This window comes from Gottfriedia acidiceleris, from assembly GCF_050457485.1.
Taxonomy (GTDB): Bacteria; Bacillota; Bacilli; order Bacillales; family Bacillaceae_G; genus Gottfriedia; species Gottfriedia acidiceleris_D.
The window spans coordinates 86,826-106,193 of sequence record NZ_JBCMJM010000017.1; the positions used below are offsets into that span (position 1 = coordinate 86,826).

Annotated in this window: 17 protein-coding genes; 10 read left to right on the forward strand and 7 right to left on the reverse strand. The window is 34.9% G+C overall.

Features of this window, described 5'->3' with window-relative positions:
* The first annotated feature begins 156 nt into the window (after positions 1-156).
* A complete protein-coding gene (locus ABEY15_RS18120) occupies positions 157-519 on the forward strand; it encodes a group I truncated hemoglobin (protein ID WP_098428376.1) in 363 nt (120 codons plus the stop codon).
* Between the two features lie 46 nt (positions 520-565).
* Here the strand turns inward: ABEY15_RS18120 and ABEY15_RS18125 are convergent, their stop codons facing one another.
* A complete protein-coding gene (locus tag ABEY15_RS18125; protein WP_429891539.1) occupies positions 566-1,486 on the reverse strand; it encodes a lipase family protein in 921 nt (306 codons plus the stop codon).
* A 193-nt stretch (positions 1,487-1,679) separates the two neighbouring features.
* Between ABEY15_RS18125 and ABEY15_RS18130 the strand changes: the two genes are divergently transcribed.
* On the forward strand, positions 1,680-2,165 hold the full coding sequence (locus tag ABEY15_RS18130) for a CarD family transcriptional regulator (RefSeq protein WP_335490646.1): 486 nt from the start codon (positions 1,680-1,682) through the stop codon (positions 2,163-2,165).
* A gap of 381 nt (positions 2,166-2,546) precedes the next feature.
* On the opposite strand, the gene ABEY15_RS18135 is transcribed toward ABEY15_RS18130, so the two are convergent.
* Together ABEY15_RS18135 and ABEY15_RS18140 are read right to left on the reverse strand one after the other, a co-directional pair.
* Positions 2,547-2,747 carry a cold-shock protein gene (locus ABEY15_RS18135; RefSeq protein WP_056469390.1) on the reverse strand — a complete coding sequence of 67 codons (201 nt, stop codon included), beginning with the start codon at positions 2,745-2,747 and terminating at the stop codon, positions 2,547-2,549.
* A 227-nt stretch (positions 2,748-2,974) separates the two neighbouring features.
* On the reverse strand, positions 2,975-4,951 hold the full coding sequence (locus ABEY15_RS18140) for a M14 family metallopeptidase (protein ID WP_429891540.1): 1,977 nt from the start codon (positions 4,949-4,951) through the stop codon (positions 2,975-2,977).
* A gap of 488 nt (positions 4,952-5,439) precedes the next feature.
* Here ABEY15_RS18140 and ABEY15_RS18145 point away from each other — a divergent pair, with 488 nt between their 5' ends.
* The 3 genes from ABEY15_RS18145 to ABEY15_RS18155 all read left to right on the forward strand — a co-directional run bounded on the left by ABEY15_RS18145 (position 5,440) and on the right by ABEY15_RS18155 (position 10,404).
* Positions 5,440-7,071, forward strand: a complete 1,632-nt coding sequence (locus ABEY15_RS18145) for a hypothetical protein (RefSeq protein WP_429891541.1) — start codon at positions 5,440-5,442, stop codon at positions 7,069-7,071.
* Positions 7,049-9,805 (forward strand): DEAD/DEAH box helicase, encoded by a 2,757-nt coding sequence (locus ABEY15_RS18150; protein WP_429891542.1) that lies wholly within the window; start codon positions 7,049-7,051, stop codon positions 9,803-9,805. Before ABEY15_RS18145 ends, ABEY15_RS18150 begins: the two co-directional genes overlap by 23 nt.
* Positions 9,806-9,870: 65 nt before the next feature.
* Positions 9,871-10,404, forward strand: a complete 534-nt coding sequence (locus ABEY15_RS18155) for a GrpB family protein (protein ID WP_429891543.1) — start codon at positions 9,871-9,873, stop codon at positions 10,402-10,404.
* 71 nt (positions 10,405-10,475) lie between these two features.
* Here ABEY15_RS18155 and ABEY15_RS18160 read toward each other — a convergent pair whose 3' ends face one another.
* Positions 10,476-10,757 (reverse strand): hypothetical protein, encoded by a 282-nt coding sequence (locus tag ABEY15_RS18160; protein WP_429891544.1) that lies wholly within the window; start codon positions 10,755-10,757, stop codon positions 10,476-10,478.
* Positions 10,758-10,897: 140 nt separating this feature from the next.
* Here ABEY15_RS18160 and ABEY15_RS18165 point away from each other — a divergent pair, with 140 nt between their 5' ends.
* Together ABEY15_RS18165 and ABEY15_RS18170 are read left to right on the forward strand one after the other, a co-directional pair.
* A complete protein-coding gene (locus ABEY15_RS18165) occupies positions 10,898-11,653 on the forward strand; it encodes a prolipoprotein diacylglyceryl transferase (RefSeq protein WP_429891545.1) in 756 nt (251 codons plus the stop codon).
* Entirely contained in the window at positions 11,625-13,025 is a 1,401-nt protein-coding gene (locus ABEY15_RS18170; protein ID WP_429891546.1) for a radical SAM protein, read from the forward strand. The genes ABEY15_RS18165 and ABEY15_RS18170 overlap by 29 nt, the downstream gene beginning before the upstream one ends.
* A 166-nt stretch (positions 13,026-13,191) precedes the next feature.
* On the opposite strand, the gene fabZ is transcribed toward ABEY15_RS18170, so the two are convergent.
* Both fabZ and ABEY15_RS18180 read right to left on the reverse strand, forming a co-directional pair.
* Entirely contained in the window at positions 13,192-13,614 is a 423-nt protein-coding gene (gene fabZ, locus ABEY15_RS18175) for a 3-hydroxyacyl-ACP dehydratase FabZ (RefSeq protein ID WP_056469377.1), read from the reverse strand.
* Positions 13,615-14,045: 431 nt separating this feature from the next.
* The gene (locus ABEY15_RS18180) at positions 14,046-14,681 is read right to left on the reverse strand and encodes a Crp/Fnr family transcriptional regulator (RefSeq protein ID WP_429891548.1); all 636 of its coding nucleotides are present in this window, start codon (positions 14,679-14,681) and stop codon (positions 14,046-14,048) included.
* 70 nt (positions 14,682-14,751) lie between these two features.
* On the opposite strand from ABEY15_RS18180, the gene ABEY15_RS18185 reads away from it, so the two are divergent.
* The 3 genes from ABEY15_RS18185 to ABEY15_RS18195 are packed head-to-tail and all read left to right on the forward strand — an operon-like array spanning position 14,752 to position 17,907.
* Positions 14,752-15,891, forward strand: a complete 1,140-nt coding sequence (locus ABEY15_RS18185; protein ID WP_429891549.1) for an aminotransferase class V-fold PLP-dependent enzyme — start codon at positions 14,752-14,754, stop codon at positions 15,889-15,891.
* Positions 15,872-16,495 (forward strand): YitT family protein, encoded by a 624-nt coding sequence (locus ABEY15_RS18190; protein ID WP_429891550.1) that lies wholly within the window; start codon positions 15,872-15,874, stop codon positions 16,493-16,495. Before ABEY15_RS18185 ends, ABEY15_RS18190 begins: the two co-directional genes overlap by 20 nt.
* Positions 16,492-17,907 carry an amino acid permease gene (locus ABEY15_RS18195; RefSeq protein ID WP_429891551.1) on the forward strand — a complete coding sequence of 472 codons (1,416 nt, stop codon included), beginning with the start codon at positions 16,492-16,494 and terminating at the stop codon, positions 17,905-17,907. The genes ABEY15_RS18190 and ABEY15_RS18195 overlap by 4 nt, the downstream gene beginning before the upstream one ends.
* A gap of 112 nt (positions 17,908-18,019) precedes the next feature.
* On the opposite strand, the gene ABEY15_RS18200 is transcribed toward ABEY15_RS18195, so the two are convergent.
* Positions 18,020-19,291 (reverse strand): MFS transporter, encoded by a 1,272-nt coding sequence (locus tag ABEY15_RS18200; protein ID WP_429891552.1) that lies wholly within the window; start codon positions 19,289-19,291, stop codon positions 18,020-18,022.
* Positions 19,292-19,368 lie beyond the last annotated feature (77 nt).

Consider the following 19,368-nt stretch of genomic DNA (forward strand, 5'->3'; position numbering starts at 1 on the left):
GCTTACATATAAGAGCTTAATTATAAGAAACACAATTGTTTAACAAATGTCTTTCCATATCATGACTTAATCGATAAATAGTCAGTTATAAATTGTAATAATTCCAAGTAATTTAGGGGATTCTACTTATATCTTATTTTGAAAGGATGCTACTAAATGGAACAAACTCTTTATGAAAAATATGGTGGAGAAGAAACAGTTGGAAAAGTAGTTGATTATTTTTACGATGAATTAGTCCTAAAAGATGAAACAGTTAATCATTTCTTTGATCAAACGGATATGGACAAGCAACGTCGTCATCAAACGAAGTTTATTAGTTTCGCTTTAGGTGGACCTAACAAATATACTGGTAAATCCATGTCAAAAGCTCATGAAGGAATGAATATTCAACCCGAACATTTTAATGCAATTGCTACCCATCTCCATGATGCACTAGCTCACTTCGGGGTAAGCGAGGCAGACATTGATCAAGCCCTAACAAAGGTAGAATCACTAAGAGATGACATACAATATAAATAAATAATTCAATAAAAGCTACTATCTGTTGATAGTAGCTTTTATTGAATTATTTCCAAAACGCACCCTCAAACTCAACTAGATCGTGATATGGGTACAACGGTTTCAATAATCTTGCTTTTGTCCATAAATCTGTTGTTTTTTCTAAAGCAGTTAAAGACGTTTTATAATTCTCATCAACTGTAATATATTTGACATTACCGAGATGCTGGAGTGAGTACCCTGTTATTTGTTTAAAGAAGGTTTTATTCGCGTAGTCCAATGGGTCACCCTTTACAATGTAATTTGTAAATAGTGGTTTAAACGTTTTTTGGACTTTTTGTGATTTTGCATGAAGTTTTTTCGAACCATCATCTAATAGTACACCTAATGAGTTAAATGTAACGCCCTGTACAAATAGATGATTTTTCAATTTTTTATCATTTTTAAGCTGATAACCCACAAATTGAGCCAAATAACCTCCAAACGAATGACCAGTAACATATACACTTGAATGATTGTTCTCTTTTTTATTTAATATTGATGTAACCCAGTCATATGCTTGCTGAGCTTGTTGATCAACGACAACTGGTGAACCATTCTCAGGAGTTTCAAATTCAACTAATCTTTGATAAATATCTTGTAAATTTATTTTCTTTAATCCACTAAAAGCAAATAGTAAACTATTATTTTTATTGTTTTTTAATGCAATTGCAGAAAATCCAATATTACCAGATGTAATGGAAACAAGCTTATAATCACTAAGATTCTTATGAACTTGAGTAAGTAATGGATTAGCAACCCCTTTATGTTCTCTTAAGCTTTTGCCTATTTCTTTACTTAGAAATGCTTCATAAGAAAGCTCAGATGCTGCTAGCAATACGCCATTGGGAAGCTTCTCTAGCTCTCTTTGCTCTTGTTGGCTACATCCGGTGGTCGCTGTAAAAAAAGTTAGTACTGTAACGATAAAAATAACTACACGAAAATTCATTAGTAACTTAACCTCCTTTCGACAGTCTCTTTCTTCATATTATGTCCACGACCATACAACATGTTCATCTTTTCCCCAAAAAAGTAAAAAAATATACATAAAATTATTGACAGTTTTATTTTACAGATGTTATCATATAAATTTTGTTATTTCATTTATTAATGTTATACTTAAGCTATAAGAATTTTCGGAGGTGGGTACATTGTTCAAAATTGGCGATCAAATTATTTACCCAATGCAGGGAGCTGCAGTAATTGATTCCATCGAAGAGAAAGTTATACAAGGTGTAACACAACAGTACTACATAATCAACATACCATCCAGCAATTTAAAATTGATGGTCCCTCAAGGGAATGTGTCAAATACGAAAATTCGTTTAGTCGAAGACAAAGAACATTTAAGTAATGTATTAGATGACTTTTCAAATGGTCTTCCCGACGATTCCTTATCTTGGAAACAAAAATATGATTTAAACATGAAAAAATTAAAATCTGGCGAATTACTCGCTGGTGCTCAAGTGGTGCGTGATCTAACACTTCAAAGTAGGGAGAAACCTTTAAACCCTAGTGAAAGAGAAATGCTAGACATGGCTAAACGCATGTTTGTTGGTGAACTTAGCTTAATTAAAGGCATATCGCAGCTTGAAGCAACCGAATTAATTGATTCAGCATTAAAATAAAGACTTTTTTAGGAAAAGGAGCTTACTCAAAGCTCTTTTTTTGTTGATTTTCGAACTTATTAGATTCTTTTATGAATAACTAGGATGACCAATTGGTCAAAATAAAGTATGAATATAGTTTCAAGACCACCTTTTGTGTTTTTTTGGTAAGATTTACTATTGTATTTACCAGTTTTAAAACCAGTTTTAGTTGTTTTAATACAATTTTAATAGAAAATTTGGAAGATATTTGAGGTTTTAGTAATTTTTTTTGGTTTGCTTTTTTAAATAGTTTATCTACGATTGTGGACATTTTATTTACCGCGCCATTACTACTTCTCCAAACAAAAAAAGACTGCTAACAAAAATGCTAGCAGCCTTTTATTCACTCAGAAGTGAAAATTATAATTTAACTACGTTTTCAGCTTGAGCGCCACGGTTACCTTGAGTGATCTCAAAGCTTACTTTTTGGCCTTCTTCAAGAGATTTGAAACCTTCGCCTTGGATAGCTGAGAAATGTACGAATACATCGTCTCCACCTTCAACAGCGATGAATCCGAAACCTTTTTCTGCGTTAAACCATTTAACTGTACCTGTGTTCATTGTACGAACCTCCATATATACCTGTTTTTTTACACTTAATGAGTATTGTTAAGAAAAAATACACACATTAGAACAGGATGAAAATTCGTCCCTTTTAACACATGAATTGAATTAACCAATTTCTTATTAAGTATGTCCCTATCGTAACATAAAATGAAATGAAAAACAAATTGTGCACGAAGAATAATTAAATTTTATAATATTATTATAAAAAATGACCTTATTTTTTACTTTTCGTTAGCAAGAATTAAACCAACTGGTAAGTTCTTTTTCATAATACTACTAAAGTAACTATTTGGAACTGGTTTGTTCCCTACATAAGGAGAAATTTCAATCGTAAATCCAGGTCGTTTTTTTGCAGCGACATACCAGTCTTTATATCCACCGCCTCCACCTTTTGCGGGAGCGACCAAACTATACCCTGTTTGTTTTGATAATTTTGTAGCAATTGCCTTATCTCTAGCCATTTGAGTTCCTGTTTGATTATAATGCCAGAAAATAATATTTCCTGATGAGTGGTATGCAACTGTATTTTTGAATGAATGTTTATTAGTGAAATCATATAAAGCTTTAGCTTCTGGTTCACTTAGAGCCTTCGTACCTTTATAGTTATCAGGTCCAGGCTTTGACTTATTTCCAGAAATTGTATTCCACCCAGCTGGATATTGACGATTTAAATCTACGCCACGTACATTTGCCTTCCAAGCTTTAAAATTCTTGCTACCATTATTTAATTTAATGACCTGATTTGGATTCTTTGCACTGCTCGCACCTTTTTGTACAAGCATTACACCATCAGGATTAACCATAGGTACAAAATAAATAGACGTTTGAGATAATGTTTTTCTTACATCAAAACCAGAAATCTTTGTATTTTTTTCATACGCACTAGCGTATTGATCAAGCATTTCCATTATGACATTTGTTGTCATATGCTCACGAGCATGATGCGAACCGTTTATACTAATTTCAGATTTTCCAGTCCCTAGCTTAATCGCATATAAATTTCTACCATCTACCGATTTACCAATTGTTTCAACTTTAGTAAATCCAGGATACCAAGCATTCAGTTCCTGTAAATCCGCTGTCAATTCCTCATATGAGTAATCACCATTTGGGTCAACGTAGTTATAGGTTTTTAACGAAATATCCGCTTTAGGAATAAGCCCCTTAAGTCCTCCAACTTTAACAACATAATAAGAGGAATAAGCTGAATCAATTACTATTTTTTGCTTAGCAGTTATGTTAATCATTGTTGGTTTCGGATCGCGCGGGAAGACAATTTTAGTATTTCGCACTGCAACACCTGCCGTAATTTTAACAGGCTGCGTCACAATACTAACTACAGGCAATGTCTCATTTGGTAAAGGAATTGTTTTATTTTTATCAATATAAGCAGTTTGATTAGAATATTGGATCATTAAATACTGATCCTTCTCACCTATTTTACTAAAAACCGTATTTGCTTTAACTGTTCCCCTATTCACTAATTTACCATTTTCATTTAATAACAGAGGTGTATCGTTTGTTACTTTAAAGATTTTCGCCGTTGGGTAGATTTCCCATGGAGTTGCATTTCGGACAGCACTTTTTAATATAGTCCCAGCATTCCCATTGTAAGTAACATAGTAAAGGTCATTCTCCTCTTTATCTACTTTTAACTTAACGTTTGCTGGTATTGTTATTGTAGTATTTGTAGTAGTACCAGTTTCACTAGTTGTTCCTCCAGTTGCTTCTCCAGTTGCTCCTCCAGTTGCTTCTCCAGTTGCTTCTCCAGTTGTTCCTCCGGTTGTTTCTCCAGTTGTTCCTCCAGTTGTTCCTCCGGTTGTTTCTCCAGTTGTTCCTCCAGCTGCTTCTCCAGTTGTTCCTCCAGTTGCTTCTCCAGTTGCTCCTCCAGTTGCTTCTCCAGTTGTTCCTCCGGTTGTTTCTCCAGTTGTTCCTCCGGTTGTTTCTCCAGTTGTTCCTCCGGTTGTTCCTCCAGTTGCTTCTCCAGTTGCTCCTCCAGTTGTTCCTCCGGTTGCGCCTCCAGTTGTTCCTCCAGTTGTTGCGCCTCCAGTTGTTCCTCCAGTTCCATTCTGAATCGTCAATTCTGTAGGTTTTAGAGTTACAACCCATTTGTCTGCAGCTTTTGTTTCCGCAAATACATCTTTAAACATACTAAACATAAGTACTAAAACAATTAAACTAATAAAACCTTTTCTCAAACCCTTCACCTCTCTAGTTAGTCAAAAACAATTGTGATATGTAAGTAATTGTTTTTTACTCATAACAGACGAAAAGCTCCCTATTTAGGGAGCTTTTTTTAATTGTCTAATATATTAATATTTTATAATATTAGCATTTTCATTGCATATTAAAATTGTATTACACACTTGCCCATTCCTGTTACGTTTTTTACTTTAAATATAGGTATGTTTTTATCGATTTTAGTTGAAACTATGAGGATTTTACATATAAGTGCGATATATCTGTTGAATATATTTGATTTGATGGTTTTTATTTGCGATTTACACTTTTTATTTGCGTTCCCGGAACTTATTTGCGATTTATACTTTTAATTGCGTTCCCGAATTTTTACAACTTAATATTACCAATCTATATCAACTTTCAATTTTTCCCTTTTCGGCTATGTGTATCGTATTTGTTTAGGGTATAATTACCAATAAGAATGTTTCGAGTAAGGAGGCATCGAATGCTTCAGCGTGATTTAAGTAAAGATATTATTTATGAACTTTCATATTCACTCTTTTCAAAGCTTTCTCCTCAAAATACGAGGGACGCAGAGCTTGTTGAAACTGGCCTACAGTTGTATCGACTAGGTCAAGTATATAATGTTTCGGTTCGCGAAGGTCGCCTAGTTGGTGTTGTCGAAGAAGGGGATCAAATTCATTTACCAATTCTACATATTGAAAACCATGATCAAAATGGATGTGATTGCTACGAAGCTCCTCCATGCCAACATCAAATTGCACTTCTTTGCTATGCTGCCGCTTCATTTTCTTTAGTCGGAGATATTATGAGGAAGTTTAAGCAGTCTTCTTTAAAAAGTATCCCGAATATCATGACTGGTCGCCAACTGCTAGATCAAATGAGTATGTTTGAGCAGGATCGACCGAAAGAGACAGTAGCGTTATTTGAGCAAAAGTATAAGGAGTATATTGAACAGCAAAGAACGTCATTTTACCAAGATGTTTATTTTGTATATCCATTATATGAACGGTTTTATCATGGATTATTGAATCAACAACCACGTCAAGAAAAGGAAAAGCTACAATATCAATTACTTGCATCCATTTTTACAATGAATAAAATGGTCGGACAAATCGAAATTCAAAGTACAGTTTACGACAATGCGCATTTACCGCGCGAAATGACAATGCTAGAAAATCAAATTGACGCAGTAAGTAGACAATTACATAATTTAACTGGGGGTTCCGTGTCTACTCAGTACGAAGAAGTTCTTCGTGAGCAGTTGCAGGCTCTTTTATTAGAAAGAAACCTTTGTTTAGTTCCTCGATATAACTCTTTTCGTCATGTATATAAAGAGCTATTAAATAGTCCAAAGATTTTATATAAGGATTTAGAAACATTATCAAAGGTTGAGGACAACTACTATGCAGATTTAGGAAAAGCTCATCTATATTATTTATTAAAAGAAGATGAAACAATGCTACCCATTATAAAGCAATACAGCGATAATGAACGTACTCTCTATTGCTTTACTTACTGGATAGAAAGTCTTCGAAAAAACAATGAAACAGATCGACTAACATTATTTTTACCATTGTATTACGAGATGCTTTTACACTTTTTAAAAAATGGCGATGATGAATATGCAAAAACTACTTTTGCGAAACATTTCCTTACTAATTATGAGTACAATAGTTTTTACACTAATGAAACGGCCGGCCTAGAAGTAGTTTATCAAGCATTACTTCCATATAGTGTGATGCAGTACACTGATTATTTAATGCATAATCGAGAATACAAACGATGGGCTGAGCTGCAAATGCACTTATATTCTTACAATCCTGATTATATTGATAAACATGACCTTCAGGAAGTACATAAGTACTCACCTCAATCTGTATTACCTATATACCATCACTTAGTTCTTTATTACATTGAGTTAAAAGGCCGAGCAAACTATAAAATAGCTGTTCGATATTTGAAAAAACTAAGAACAAATTATAAAAAATTAAAGCGCATGAATGAGTGGGAAGACTATATTCAGTATGTTGAATCTCAATTTATTCGTTTACGTGCACTTCAAGAGGAATTAAAGAAAGGAAAATTAGTCAATGAAGCGACTAGCAAATCTTAGTATTGCCGTAAAATGGGTTGAGCGAAAAGGCTTACTCATTTATGGAATGCAAAGTCACGGTGTCATTTTACCGGTAACCGCATGGAAGCATCTAGTGTTTCAATGGCATGAACCTTCATATTATGGAACATTATTGCAACCGACCCGAGTCGGTCAGATTGAAGGAATTCTTTTAACTCCAATCGAAGCACTTACTTTTTTTAGAGAACACCAAGAAAACTCATTAGTAGAGATTACTTATTTAGATGAAGCAAATGAGTTTCATTCGGTAATCTCACGCTTATACGATGATTTTAACGAGGGCCACGTTTCGCCAAGTTTTGTTCATTATCAGAATGGCGAAGAGCTATGGAAAATTGATGGATTTGAACAATTAGAACCAACTTTACAGGAATTGGTTTCTTCTGCAATTAAACAGCAGTTTGAAATAGAAACTTTACAGTCAAAACGCTGGGATATTGCTAGGGGCTTGTATCACAATCCAAGTTATATAAAACAGCAACTCACACATAGTATTGATGAAGACGATTGGCATGTAAAAATCGGGCTAAGAGACGATGATGTTCCATTTTCGATTCGATTAGTACTTGAAGAGCCAATGAGTGAGCATGACGACTGGAATCTACGTACATATTTAATAGATGAGCGAAAAACGATAAAACCTTATGAATATAACGGACATGAATCATTACACAAAAAGCATTCTTCTTATGCAGAGTATTTAGATCGAACGTTCCAAGGTGTAGGATTATTAGCACCAAACTTAATCGATGATCATAAGCCAAAAGAAATTTTAAGTGAACAAGAAGCTTGGACATTTTTAACTGAGGATAGTGAAAAAGTACTTTCAGCAAATATTCAGGTTCTTTTACCAAGCTGGTGGCAAGCTTTAAAACAAAATAAGATGACTTTAAAGGCAAGTGTAAAAGGTAAACCTGCTGGAAATTCATTTTTCAATATGGAAACATTAGTTGACTTCAACTGGCGAATCTCTACAAATGGAATGGAGCTTTCGGAACAACAATTCCAACAATTCGTTGAAAATCAAAGACGTTTAATTCAATTTAACGGTCAGTGGATTGCACTTGACCCTGCTTTTATTGCACGTATGAAGAAAATGATGGCAAAGGCTGAAAAGCAAGGACTTAGATTTCACGAAGTTCTTCAACATGAGCTACTACAAGGGACTGAAAAACCCGAGGACGATCACTCACCTTTTGCCGAAGTTGAAATTGAAGTAGATGATGTATTCCGAGAATTAACTAAACGATTAACATCCATTTCAGAAGTTCCTGAGCTTAATGTTCCTCATGGTCTGCAAGCAACATTACGAGCATATCAGCAAAAAGGATTCGAATGGTTAGTTCATTTGAAAAATATGGGATTTGGTGCACTACTTGCTGACGATATGGGGCTTGGTAAAACAATTCAATCGATCTCTTATTTAGCTTATCGTAAAGAAAACGAAGAAAAACGAGGGGCATCATTGATTGTCTGCCCTACTTCTGTTATCAACAACTGGAAAAGAGAAATTGAATTATTTTATCCTGATTTAACCGTTCATGTTCACTATGGAGGTAACCGTTTAAAAGGTGAAGACTTATTTTCAATAATGAGAGATGTCGATATTGTCATCACCTCCTATGCTTTAAGCGTGTTAGATTATGAAGACCTAAAGCAATATGTTTGGAAGAGTATCATTCTTGATGAAGCTCAAAACATAAAAAACCCAACGACAAAGCAGTCTCGCGCAGTTCGCGGGTTAAAAGCTGAGCACCGGATTGCTCTTACCGGAACTCCAATGGAAAACCGCTTAACGGAGCTTTGGACAATATTTGATTTTATAAATAGAGGATATCTTGGTTCACTAAACCGTTTCGCAAGCAATTATGTAAACCCTATTGAGAAGGACCGCGATGAAGAAAAAATAAATGCTGTTCATCGTTTAATTTCACCTTTCTTACTAAGACGAACGAAGCAAGATGAAGATGTTGCTTTAAATCTTCCACCAAAACAAGAACAAAAAATGCTTTGTCCTTTATCAGTAGAACAAGCTGCATTATACGAGCAAGTTGTTCAAGACAGCTTAAAACAAATCGATACATTAACTGGTATCGAACGTCGAGGCCGCATTTTATGGATGCTAAATAAATTAAAACAAATCTGTGATCACCCTTCTTTATTCTTGAAGGAATCACAGCTTGTTGAATTCGAAGAGAGATCAAGTAAAGTTGAACGACTATTCGAATTAATAGACCCAATCCTTGAACAGAGCGAAAGCTGCCTAATCTTTACTCAGTATGTGAGAATGGGTGATATGCTTAAAGAGGCAATCCAAGCAAAATTTGGTGAAGAGGTATTATTCTTAAACGGTAGTGTTCCTAAAACTGCCCGTGATAATATGATTTCTCGCTTCCAAAACGGCGAGGTAAAAGTGTTTATTCTTTCACTCAAAGCTGGTGGAACAGGATTAAACTTAACAGCAGCAAATCACGTAATGCACTTTGACCGTTGGTGGAATCCAGCAGTTGAAAATCAAGCGACTGACCGAGCATACAGAATAGGGCAAACAAAATTCGTTCAAGTCCACAAATTTGTAACGATCGGAACACTAGAAGAAAAAATTGATGAAATGCTACAACGGAAACAATCACTAAACGATACAATCATAACGAGCGAACAGTGGATTACAGAATTGTCTATGGATGAGCTTGTTGAGTTGTTAGGTGTTTAATATGAATGAAAAATGGGATTATTGTATAGAGATAATCCCATTTTCTATTAATTGGAGGTTATATTATGGGCACAAATACTGGAATGAACGTAATTGTCAAAAACCATGATGAAAATTGGAAAAACTTATTTCAAATAGAAGCTAACCAAATACGTGAAATCTTAAAAGATGAGCTTATTGAGATTCATCACATTGGTAGTACATCAGTTCCAAATTTAAAGGCTAAACCGATTATCGATATGTTACCTGTCGTTAAAAACATAGAAAACATAGACAAGTATAATGATCAATTGGCTGAAATTGGTTATGAGGGACTTGGTGAATTCGGCCTTCCAGGTAGAAGATACTTCCGAAAAGGTGGTGAGAATCGTACCCATCAAATGCATATGTATCAGTTTGATAATGAAAAAGAAATTGAGCGTCATATTGCGGTTCCTGCTTATTTAAGAGCACATGAAGATGAGATGAAAGCATATGGAGAATTAAAAGCACAGCTTGCTGAAAAATTTCCACAAGATATTTATGGATATATGGACGGAAAAGATGCTTTTGTGAAAGAAATAGAGCGAAAAGCTATAGAATGGCGAAAATCGATTTAATTAATACAGATAGTAAAACAATAAAAAACATGCAATGGGAATATGCATGTTTTTTTATTTGGATTTCTTTATTAAAGATTATAAAAAAAGGTCCCACAAATCGAATAGAATATAAAGAACACAATTGGCAGAGACATGAAAAACCCTATTGCCAAGAACTTTCTTTTTGAGACTCCCCAACAAGAAATACCTATTAGAAGTGGTATAGCAACAACGATTCCAGCCGCGATGGGAAATTTTAATAAATCGATTCCCATTATAGTAACTAGGATCCCACTGAATGAAGTGAGTGTTCCAAGAATAATCCCTTTAAAAAAATCAGCAACTGGATGATGATCACGTTTATCTGACAATCTCATTCCCCCCTCCCCAATTTGCACTACCTATAAATATAAGATAGTAGAACATTCAGAAAAATAGTATCATAGGGTTAGCAACATGACAATAAAACTTTTGAAATAAAAAAGGAAGTGATACTATAAACACCCCTGTAATGATCCCGCTTTTCGGCATGGAACTTCACCCACATCGAATTTTTGAAAGTTTGGCCTTTTTTATAGGATTTAGAATATACATTAAGTTCCGCCGGAAGGAAACAATTAGTGAAGAAAAAACCGTTTATGTACTAATAGGAGCAATTCTAGGGTCCCTTTTGGGAAGTCTGATTGTCGCTTCACTACAGGACATCCCAAAATTATTACATAGTATTAATAGTCATGGTCTACTTGGAATATTTCAAGGTAAAACCATTGTCGGAGGGTTACTTGGTGGGATCTTTGGAGTCGAATTAAGTAAAAAGCTTTGTAAGCAAACGCGTTCAACCGGAGATGATATGGTCCTTCCACTTTGTCTGGCAATGTGCATTGGAAGAATAGGTTGTTTTTTAACCGGAATAAATGATGATACATATGGGATCCCTACGTCAAGTGTATTTGGTATTGATGTAGGTGATGGAATAAAACGTCACCCAACATCACTTTATGATATAGCTTTTTTATGCTGTCTACTGTTCGTTATAAAATACATTTTTAGACAAAAACCTTATGAAGGCTTTCATTTTGCTCTATTTTCCAGCTCATACTTTCTTTATAGGTTTTTCATTGAATGGCTAAAACCGACAATCAAGCCATATGGAGAAATGAGTAGTATTCAACTAACTTGTTTATTAGGCGTATTGTATTACGCTTTCTATTTTATCTATCAGAGAAGGAGAAATTATCGTGCCAAATCGTCCGTATACCTACAGTGATTTTACATTATCTGTTTGTAGTAAATGCTTACGAAAAGTAGAAGCAAAAATTATATATGAAAATGATTGCGTTTATATGTTAAAACGCTGCATGCACCACGGTATGGAGAAAGTCTTAATTTCTACAGATATCCCTTACTACCAATTATGTAGAGAGTTTATTAAACCAAGTGAAATGCCCCATCGATGGAACACTCCAATTAAATATGGTTGCCCATACGATTGTGGTCTTTGCCCAGATCATGAACAGCATAGTTGTTTGAGTATTGTTGAAATAACAGACGTATGTAATTTGCAATGTCCAATTTGTTATGCAGAAAGTTCCCCTAAACGAACTACTTGGAAAGACTTAGAAACCATCAAACGGATGTTTGATACGATTATTAAAAACGAAAATGAAGCAGATGTAGTTCAAATCTCCGGTGGTGAACCGACAATTCACCCTCAATTTTTTGAAATACTAGATGAGGCAAAAAAGCGAAGTATTAAACACCTCATGGTCAATACTAACGGAATTAGAATTGCCACTGATGAAGCCTTTGTAAAAAGACTCGCAAGTTACAAACCTGGCTTTGAAATCTATCTCCAATTTGATAGTTTTGAAGAGGATACACTTCTTGAGCTACGAGGGCGCGATTTACGAGAGGTGCGACAAAAAGCTATTACTAATTTAAATAAATATAATATTAGTACAACGCTAGTAGCTGTCTTAAAAAAGGGCTTAAATGACCATGAAATAGGCAAAATTATTAAATGGGGTACAGAACAAAAATGTGTACGTGGTGTAACTTTCCAACCTATTCAACATGCCGGAAGAACAGAAAATTACGACCCATCAACTGAACGCTTAACACTGAGTGAAGTTCGCCAAGAGATTATTAAACAAAGTGAATTCTATTCTGAAGACGATATTATTCCTGTGCCGTGCCATCCTGACAGTTTAGCAATGGGTTATGCTTTAAAAATGGGCGGTAAAATCACCCCTTTAACTAGTATCATTGATAAGAATGTATTGCTTGAGGGCGAAAGGAATACAATAGTTTTCGAGAGTGATGAAGAGCTACGAAACAAAGTTTTTAAGTTATTTAGTTTAAATCACTCCCCTCAAAGTGGATTTCAAGGATTAAAGGATCTGCTATGTTGTTTACCAAAAGTGATTTTACCAAGTGGAATGGGATATGAAAATGTATTTCGAGTATTAATTATGAAATTCCAAGATAATTATGATTTAGATGTTCGTAGCGTAAAAAAATCATGTGTTCATTTTGTAACGACAGACGATAAAATGATTCCGTTTGACACATATAATTTATTTTATAGGGATGACAAAGAGTCATACTTAGAGACAATCCGAGAAGAAATCATGAGGTAAAAAACCTTTCTTAAAGTAAAAGTGAATTTGATTACTTATATTTTTCCCCCTCAATTATAGATGAAATTATTTGGAGAGAGGCCACTTTAAATAACAGTTAAATGCCCTTCTTTTAAAAATAAAAGAAAGCCTATTTCAAAAATAGGCTTCTTTTTTTTCAATCTATTTATTTAAGTGCAAATGTAAGTTCAGCTTCACAAGCTATTTGTCCGTCAACTGTTGCTACTGCTTTACCTTTACCAATTGGTCCACGCATTTTCACTAGTTCAACCTCTAGTCTTAGCTGATCACCTGGTACTACTTGTCTTTTAAAACGGCAATTATCGATACCAGCAAATAATGCTAGTTTTCCTTTATTTTGCTCAAGGCTTAAAGCCGCAACTCCACCAACTTGTGCTAGAGCTTCTACAATTAGTACCCCTGGCATTACAGGATAATCAGGGAAATGACCGTTAAAAAACTCTTCGTTAGCAGTTACATTTTTAATGCCAATCGCACGTTTACCTTCTTCGTGCTCAATAATACGATCTACTAATAAAAATGGGTAACGATGAGGAAGAATTTCTTTAATTGCTTTAATATCTAACATTTTATGTAGTCCTCCATTTGTAAAGATTCAATATGTTAATAAAAAAGAAGCAAGTCTTAAGACCAGCTTCTATGCGCTATTAATATAATACTATCTTATTTTGTAAGTTAACGCAAACCAATAATGAAACCGCTCATTTGCTTACCAATATTACTCCAATTACTCTATAAGAGCTAAAACGGTAAGTTTCTTAGTCAATTAAGCCAATCATAGAACTCAATATGTTATCTATTACTTTTAAGTCTAGTTATTAGTGATCACCTAAAAGCAAAGGGTCATCCCCAACTTATTCAAGCTACCTACTGTGTTCAACTATTATATGTTTTATTTACAGAAAATTTATAAAAGTTAGAAATTTTGTAAAGTATTTGACAGACGAAAGGAACCGATTTTTTTATCATTAAGTTAGAACAAGAAAGAGATGCTGCTCTTTAGGTCAACAGCGTGTATCGCCCATTTTGTTTCTCAATGAATCCTTTTTCACATAATTCATTCATTACATAGGACACGCTTACACGTGATGAACCAACTACATAAGCTAGTTCTTGGTGAGTGAATGGAATCGTAATTGTTATACCCTTCGGTGTTTCCTTACCATATGAGGATGCTAATTGGCGCAACATTGTTAAGACACGCTCTCCTACATCTGAAAAACTCATTAACCTTGTTTGAAGAAGTAGAGCTGATTGTTTATTACTTAGCGAACTTAGCGTTTTAAGAATGAGTTCTGGCTCACTCATAACGATATCGCGAAACGTTGATTTTGGAATTCTAAAGACACGTGCGATTGACGAGGTAGAAGCGTTATATCCATATGCTTCATCTGCCCATACGTTTGATTCACCAATTATATTACCAGAGCCTACGATATATAAATGGCGCTCGGCTCCATTAGGTGATAACAAGTAAATACGAATTCGCCCTTCAAGGACGAGATAAACAAATGGATGATTTTCTTCTTGTTGGAATAATACGACTTCACGTGAGAATGACAGTTCTTTACCTACTTTAAGAAAAGGTGCTGCTGTCCATTCGCCTTGTTCAAACCATAAGGATTGATGATTCATATGTCACCTCAAATTAATTATGTATCAAATAATGAAAACGCTATCAAAACAGTGAAAGGATGAATTTAATATGACTAGCCCATTTTTAGAGAAACGTTCTCTTTTTCCGACCTTATCTGAAACAATTCATTTATCAAGTTGTTCCCAAAGTGCAATCTCATCACCTGTGAAGGAAAGTATTCAATCTTACCTTACAAGCTGGACCGAAAAAGGTATGGACTGGGAAGGATGGATGGACAAAGTATATGAAGCAAAAGTCGCCTTTGCTACTTTAATAAATGCTTCTCCAGATGAGATTGCGGTGTTATCTAGCGTATCTGATGCCGCTTCATCATTTGCAGCGTCGTTAAATTTTACTGGAAGTCGAAATAAAGTTGTTACAACAGATATTGATTTCCCATGCATTGGTCACGTTTGGCTATCACAAGTACCACGTGGCGCAAACGTCACGTTTTTAAATGAAAACCTTCATCAAATTCAAATCGAACAATATGAAAAAGCAGTGGATTCAAACACACTTATTACCTCTGTCCCACATGTGTCTTATTATAATGGGTTTATTCAGGATATCAAAGCTATATCAAACATTACTAAAGCGAATGGATCACTACTATTTGTCGATGCCTATCAATCTGCTGGAAGTGTTCCAATCGATGTAAAGGAAATGGGAGTCGATGCACTCGCAACAGGTGCACAAAAGTTTTTACTTGGTATTCCTGGGATTAGCTTTTTATATGTAAGAAAAGAGTTAGCAGAGTCTCTCCAGCCCCCAACGACTGGTTGGTTTAGTCGAGTAAATCCATTTGCTTTTGATCAGCATCTTCTTGATTATGCGGAAGGGACAAGGAGATTTGATACGGGAACTCCGATGATGATAAACGCTTATGCAGCTGAAGCAGGAATTTCTTTTTTAAATCAAATTGGTGTTCCATCTATTCAGGATTATCTATCTTACTTATCTACTGTTGCAATTGAAACAGCGCATTCACTCGGATTGACCGTTGTTAGCCCAACAGATTTATCAATAAAAGGTAGTAACACTGCAATTCGAGTGGAACAAGCTAATGCCGTTGAGCAATACTTAAAAACAAAAAAAATAATTGTCTCTGCCCGAAATGACGTTTTACGTGTAGCTCCTCATTTCTACAATACAGAAGATGAAATTGTACGCGCGATTGAGGAAATTGCTTATGCAATTAGGGAAAGCTAACCAAAAACTATATTTCAAAAAATCAATTATAGTAATTGTTGGAACAATTTTGGTCTCACTTACCTATTACTTTTTCCAGGTGCCAAATGGAATTGTGGCTCCAGGACTTGGTGGTATCTGTATGTTGCTTGTTAAATTTATGCCTATTCCACTAGGGATTCTTTACTTTTTATTAAACATACCACTATTTTTAATTGGATACCGAGCAGTTGGTGTACCATTTGCATTGCTTAGTTTACTTGGAATGTGTAGTTTATCATTCTTCTTAACTCTCTTCTCCTCACTACCAGGCCCGCATCTTCCGTTAATAGGATGTATACTCAGTGGAATTTTGTCTGGTATCGGAATTGGAATCGTGATTTTAGCAGGTGGTACAACTGGAGGACTTGATATAGCAAGTGTAGTAATCAATAGAAAATTCCCGAGTTTTTCTATTGGAAAAACGATGATGGTTATAAATGGAATTGTCCTTTTGTATTCCTTAATCGGAGAAGGATTACAGCGAACATTCCTCACGTTTTTTAGTATGCTGATTGCCGGAAAAAGTGTTGATTGGACGTTATCTTATAGAAAACAATTCAAGAAAGGTGGCGAAACAATATGAATGAAAACAAAACTGTAATTGAACGAGAAGGAGGACTAAGTCGTTCGCTAACTAGTAAACAACTGACCATGATTGGGATTGGTGGAGCAATTGGTACCGGTTTATTTATGGGAAGTGGCATTGCAATCGGATACGCTGGACCTGGGGTTATTCTAAGTTATATTATTGCTGCATTCATATCAGTGATAATGATGTTTAGTTTATCTGAAATGGCAGTTGTGCACCCGACAGCCGGTTCATTCGGCACTTATGCAGAGATGTATTTAAATCCTTGGGCAGGTTTCCTTATTCGCTACACATATTGGGCGGCACAAGTAATCGCAATTGGTGGAGAAGCTGTTGCGGTTGGACTGTACATGCAGTATTGGTTCCCGAGTATTCCTGTTTGGTTATGGACACTCGGATTTGGTATTGCGTTAGTCCTTGTGAACAGCAGGTCTGTTTCCAACTTTGGTCAAATCGAGTATTGGTTTGCAATGATTAAAGTCGTTGCTATTGTACTATTCATAGTTTTTGGTGTTTCGCTCCTATTTGGAATTGGACATTCACACTCTGTAGGATTTCACCATTATACCGATCAGCACGGGTTCCTACCAAATGGGTTTAAAGGCGTTTGGATGGCTGTACTTATGGCAATCTTTAGTTTTTATGGTGTAGAGATTGTCGCTGTAACAGCAGGGGAATCTAAAGACCCAAAAAAAGCTATTCCTAAAGCAATGAAGAGCATGGTTCTACGTTTGTTTTTATTCTATATTCTATCATTAGGAATCATCGTTGCTGTTATTCCTTGGATGCAAGCAGGTGCCCATGAGATTTCTGGATCACCGTTTGTAAAAGTCTTTGAGAGTTCTGGTGTGAGATATGCGGCTGGCATTATGAATTTTGTGATCTTAACCGCTGCACTATCCAGTATGAATACTAATTTATACTTAACATCACGTATGTTATTCTCCTTATCTCGCGGAGATTATGCTCCAAAATCATTTGGTAAATTATCTAAAAATGGTACGCCCGTAACAGCAATTTTCATTTCAAGTGCAGGTGTATTAATCGCAACTGTATTGTCTATGTACTACCCAGATACATTTAACAAATTATTTGGTATCTCAATCTTTGGTGGAATTTTAGTATGGCTTATGATTTTAATTAGTCATCTTCGTTTTAGAAAAACCGTTCACCTTCATTATAACGAGCCATTACCAGTCAAAGCACCGCTCTTTCCATTTCTTCAATGGATCGGAATACTTCTACTTAGTGGTATTTTAATTACAATGGCATTTTCACCAGATTGGAACTCCGCTTGGAAAATTGGTGTTCCGTGGGTCATATTAGTATCAATTGGCTACTGGATCCAAAAAAGTCGCAAATCGATTTTATACAAACATAATTCAAATAATAAATCAGCACTTTAATTATTTAAATTATATTTTTTTAAAGATTGTTAGTTTATAAATACAAATTCATACAAAAAGACAGGTATAAAAGAGGTATTTGCCTTTTATATCTGTCTCTTTTTTATTCTATTTATTGATTTACCGATTTCTCAACATTTACGGTTTTAATAGACTCAGCTCTAAGAAACTTAGGCAGTATAAATAAATAATAAATACCAACAATCGACAAGCTAGCACCGACTATGGCATGGAGCCATTCAATTTTTAAAATCGAAGGATAAAAAGCTGCAATTAATCCCAATGTGATGCTTTGGGAGAATAAAATAATAGGAGATATCCAGCCCTGAACTCTTCCCATCATCTTTTTTTCAACAATTTTAGGGAACCATCCTCCAAGACCAATATTAATAACAGGTAAAGCCAACCCGATTATGAATTGCCAAATGATATAAGCATATGTAGTATTAGAGAAACCTCCTGCAACAACACATAAGCCAGAAACAATTAATCCAATTATGATCATATATGGTAGTGGCATTTTCTTCGCGAGCATTGATCCAACTATACTTCCAATTAAAACGCCCGAACCAAAGGCTACTCCAATATAAATTAACATTTCTTCATAGTTAGAAGGTGCCAGTTTATATTTTAAAATAAATGATGGCATAACTGAGAATCCACCATTAATTACACCAAATAAAAAGAAACCAGATATAAGTGATCTAAGTAATGAATGATTAATTATATAGTATATTCCCTCTTTAAAATCCTTTAAGACTAATGTAAATTTCAAATCTTTAAGCTTATGCTCTCCATTCGGATTCGTAATGTCCTTTGAAACTTTTGCTAATAAAATAAATAGTCCCGATGCAATGAAGGAAATCATATCAATGACGATGGCTGCTTCTACTCCGAGAGTCCAAAATATGAAAGTTCCAATTGCTCCGCCAAAAAGCATAAATAAGCTACTAACTAGCTGGTTTAAACCGGCTGATATTGCATACTGATCTTCTGTTAATATTCCCTGTAATAAAGCAGATTGAGCCGGTTGGAAAAATTTTGAGACGCCGCTTCTTAAAAAGAGAATTCCGAATGATAGGTAAATCCAATCCTGCATAATCGTTATTAGTAGAATAATTGATAATATCGCGCTTATAAAGTCACAATTAACTGCTATTTTCTTTCGATTTAAACGGTCTGCTACTACACCTACTAAAAAGAAAACAAAGATCATTGGTAGGGTATACATTAGCTCGGTTATCGTAGCATAGTATGGCTGACTTGAAAATTTTCTTAATAAGTACAACATAAATGCTGTCATCCCTACTACAGAACCAAGCTGAGAAGTAAAATTCGCTAAAAATAGCCATGAAAAATTTTTGTTTTTAAATATTTGGATCAATTAACTCACCCCTTTTACACTCCTTTTATTATATACTAAATTTTCAGATAAATAGTCATAGACTTTTCTTGAAGTTT

Excerpts from the sequence above, each read along its gene's own strand:
- ABEY15_RS18120 (WP_098428376.1), top strand. The coding sequence starts at position 157 with ATGGAACAAACTCTTTATGAAAAATATGGTGGAGAAGAAACAGTTGGA.
- ABEY15_RS18125 (WP_429891539.1), bottom strand. The coding sequence starts at position 1,486 with ATGAATTTTCGTGTAGTTATTTTTATCGTTACAGTACTAACTTTTTTT.
- ABEY15_RS18135 (WP_056469390.1), bottom strand. The coding sequence starts at position 2,747 with ATGAACACAGGTACAGTTAAATGGTTTAACGCAGAAAAAGGTTTCGGA.
- ABEY15_RS18145 (WP_429891541.1), top strand. The coding sequence starts at position 5,440 with ATGCTTCAGCGTGATTTAAGTAAAGATATTATTTATGAACTTTCATAT.
- ABEY15_RS18150 (WP_429891542.1), top strand. The coding sequence starts at position 7,049 with ATGAAGCGACTAGCAAATCTTAGTATTGCCGTAAAATGGGTTGAGCGA.
- ABEY15_RS18155 (WP_429891543.1), top strand. The coding sequence starts at position 9,871 with ATGGGCACAAATACTGGAATGAACGTAATTGTCAAAAACCATGATGAA.
- ABEY15_RS18165 (WP_429891545.1), top strand. The coding sequence starts at position 10,898 with ATGATCCCGCTTTTCGGCATGGAACTTCACCCACATCGAATTTTTGAA.
- fabZ (WP_056469377.1), bottom strand. The coding sequence starts at position 13,614 with ATGTTAGATATTAAAGCAATTAAAGAAATTCTTCCTCATCGTTACCCA.
- ABEY15_RS18180 (WP_429891548.1), bottom strand. The coding sequence starts at position 14,681 with ATGAATCATCAATCCTTATGGTTTGAACAAGGCGAATGGACAGCAGCA.
- ABEY15_RS18185 (WP_429891549.1), top strand. The coding sequence starts at position 14,752 with ATGACTAGCCCATTTTTAGAGAAACGTTCTCTTTTTCCGACCTTATCT.
- ABEY15_RS18190 (WP_429891550.1), top strand. The coding sequence starts at position 15,872 with ATGCAATTAGGGAAAGCTAACCAAAAACTATATTTCAAAAAATCAATT.
- ABEY15_RS18195 (WP_429891551.1), top strand. The coding sequence starts at position 16,492 with ATGAATGAAAACAAAACTGTAATTGAACGAGAAGGAGGACTAAGTCGT.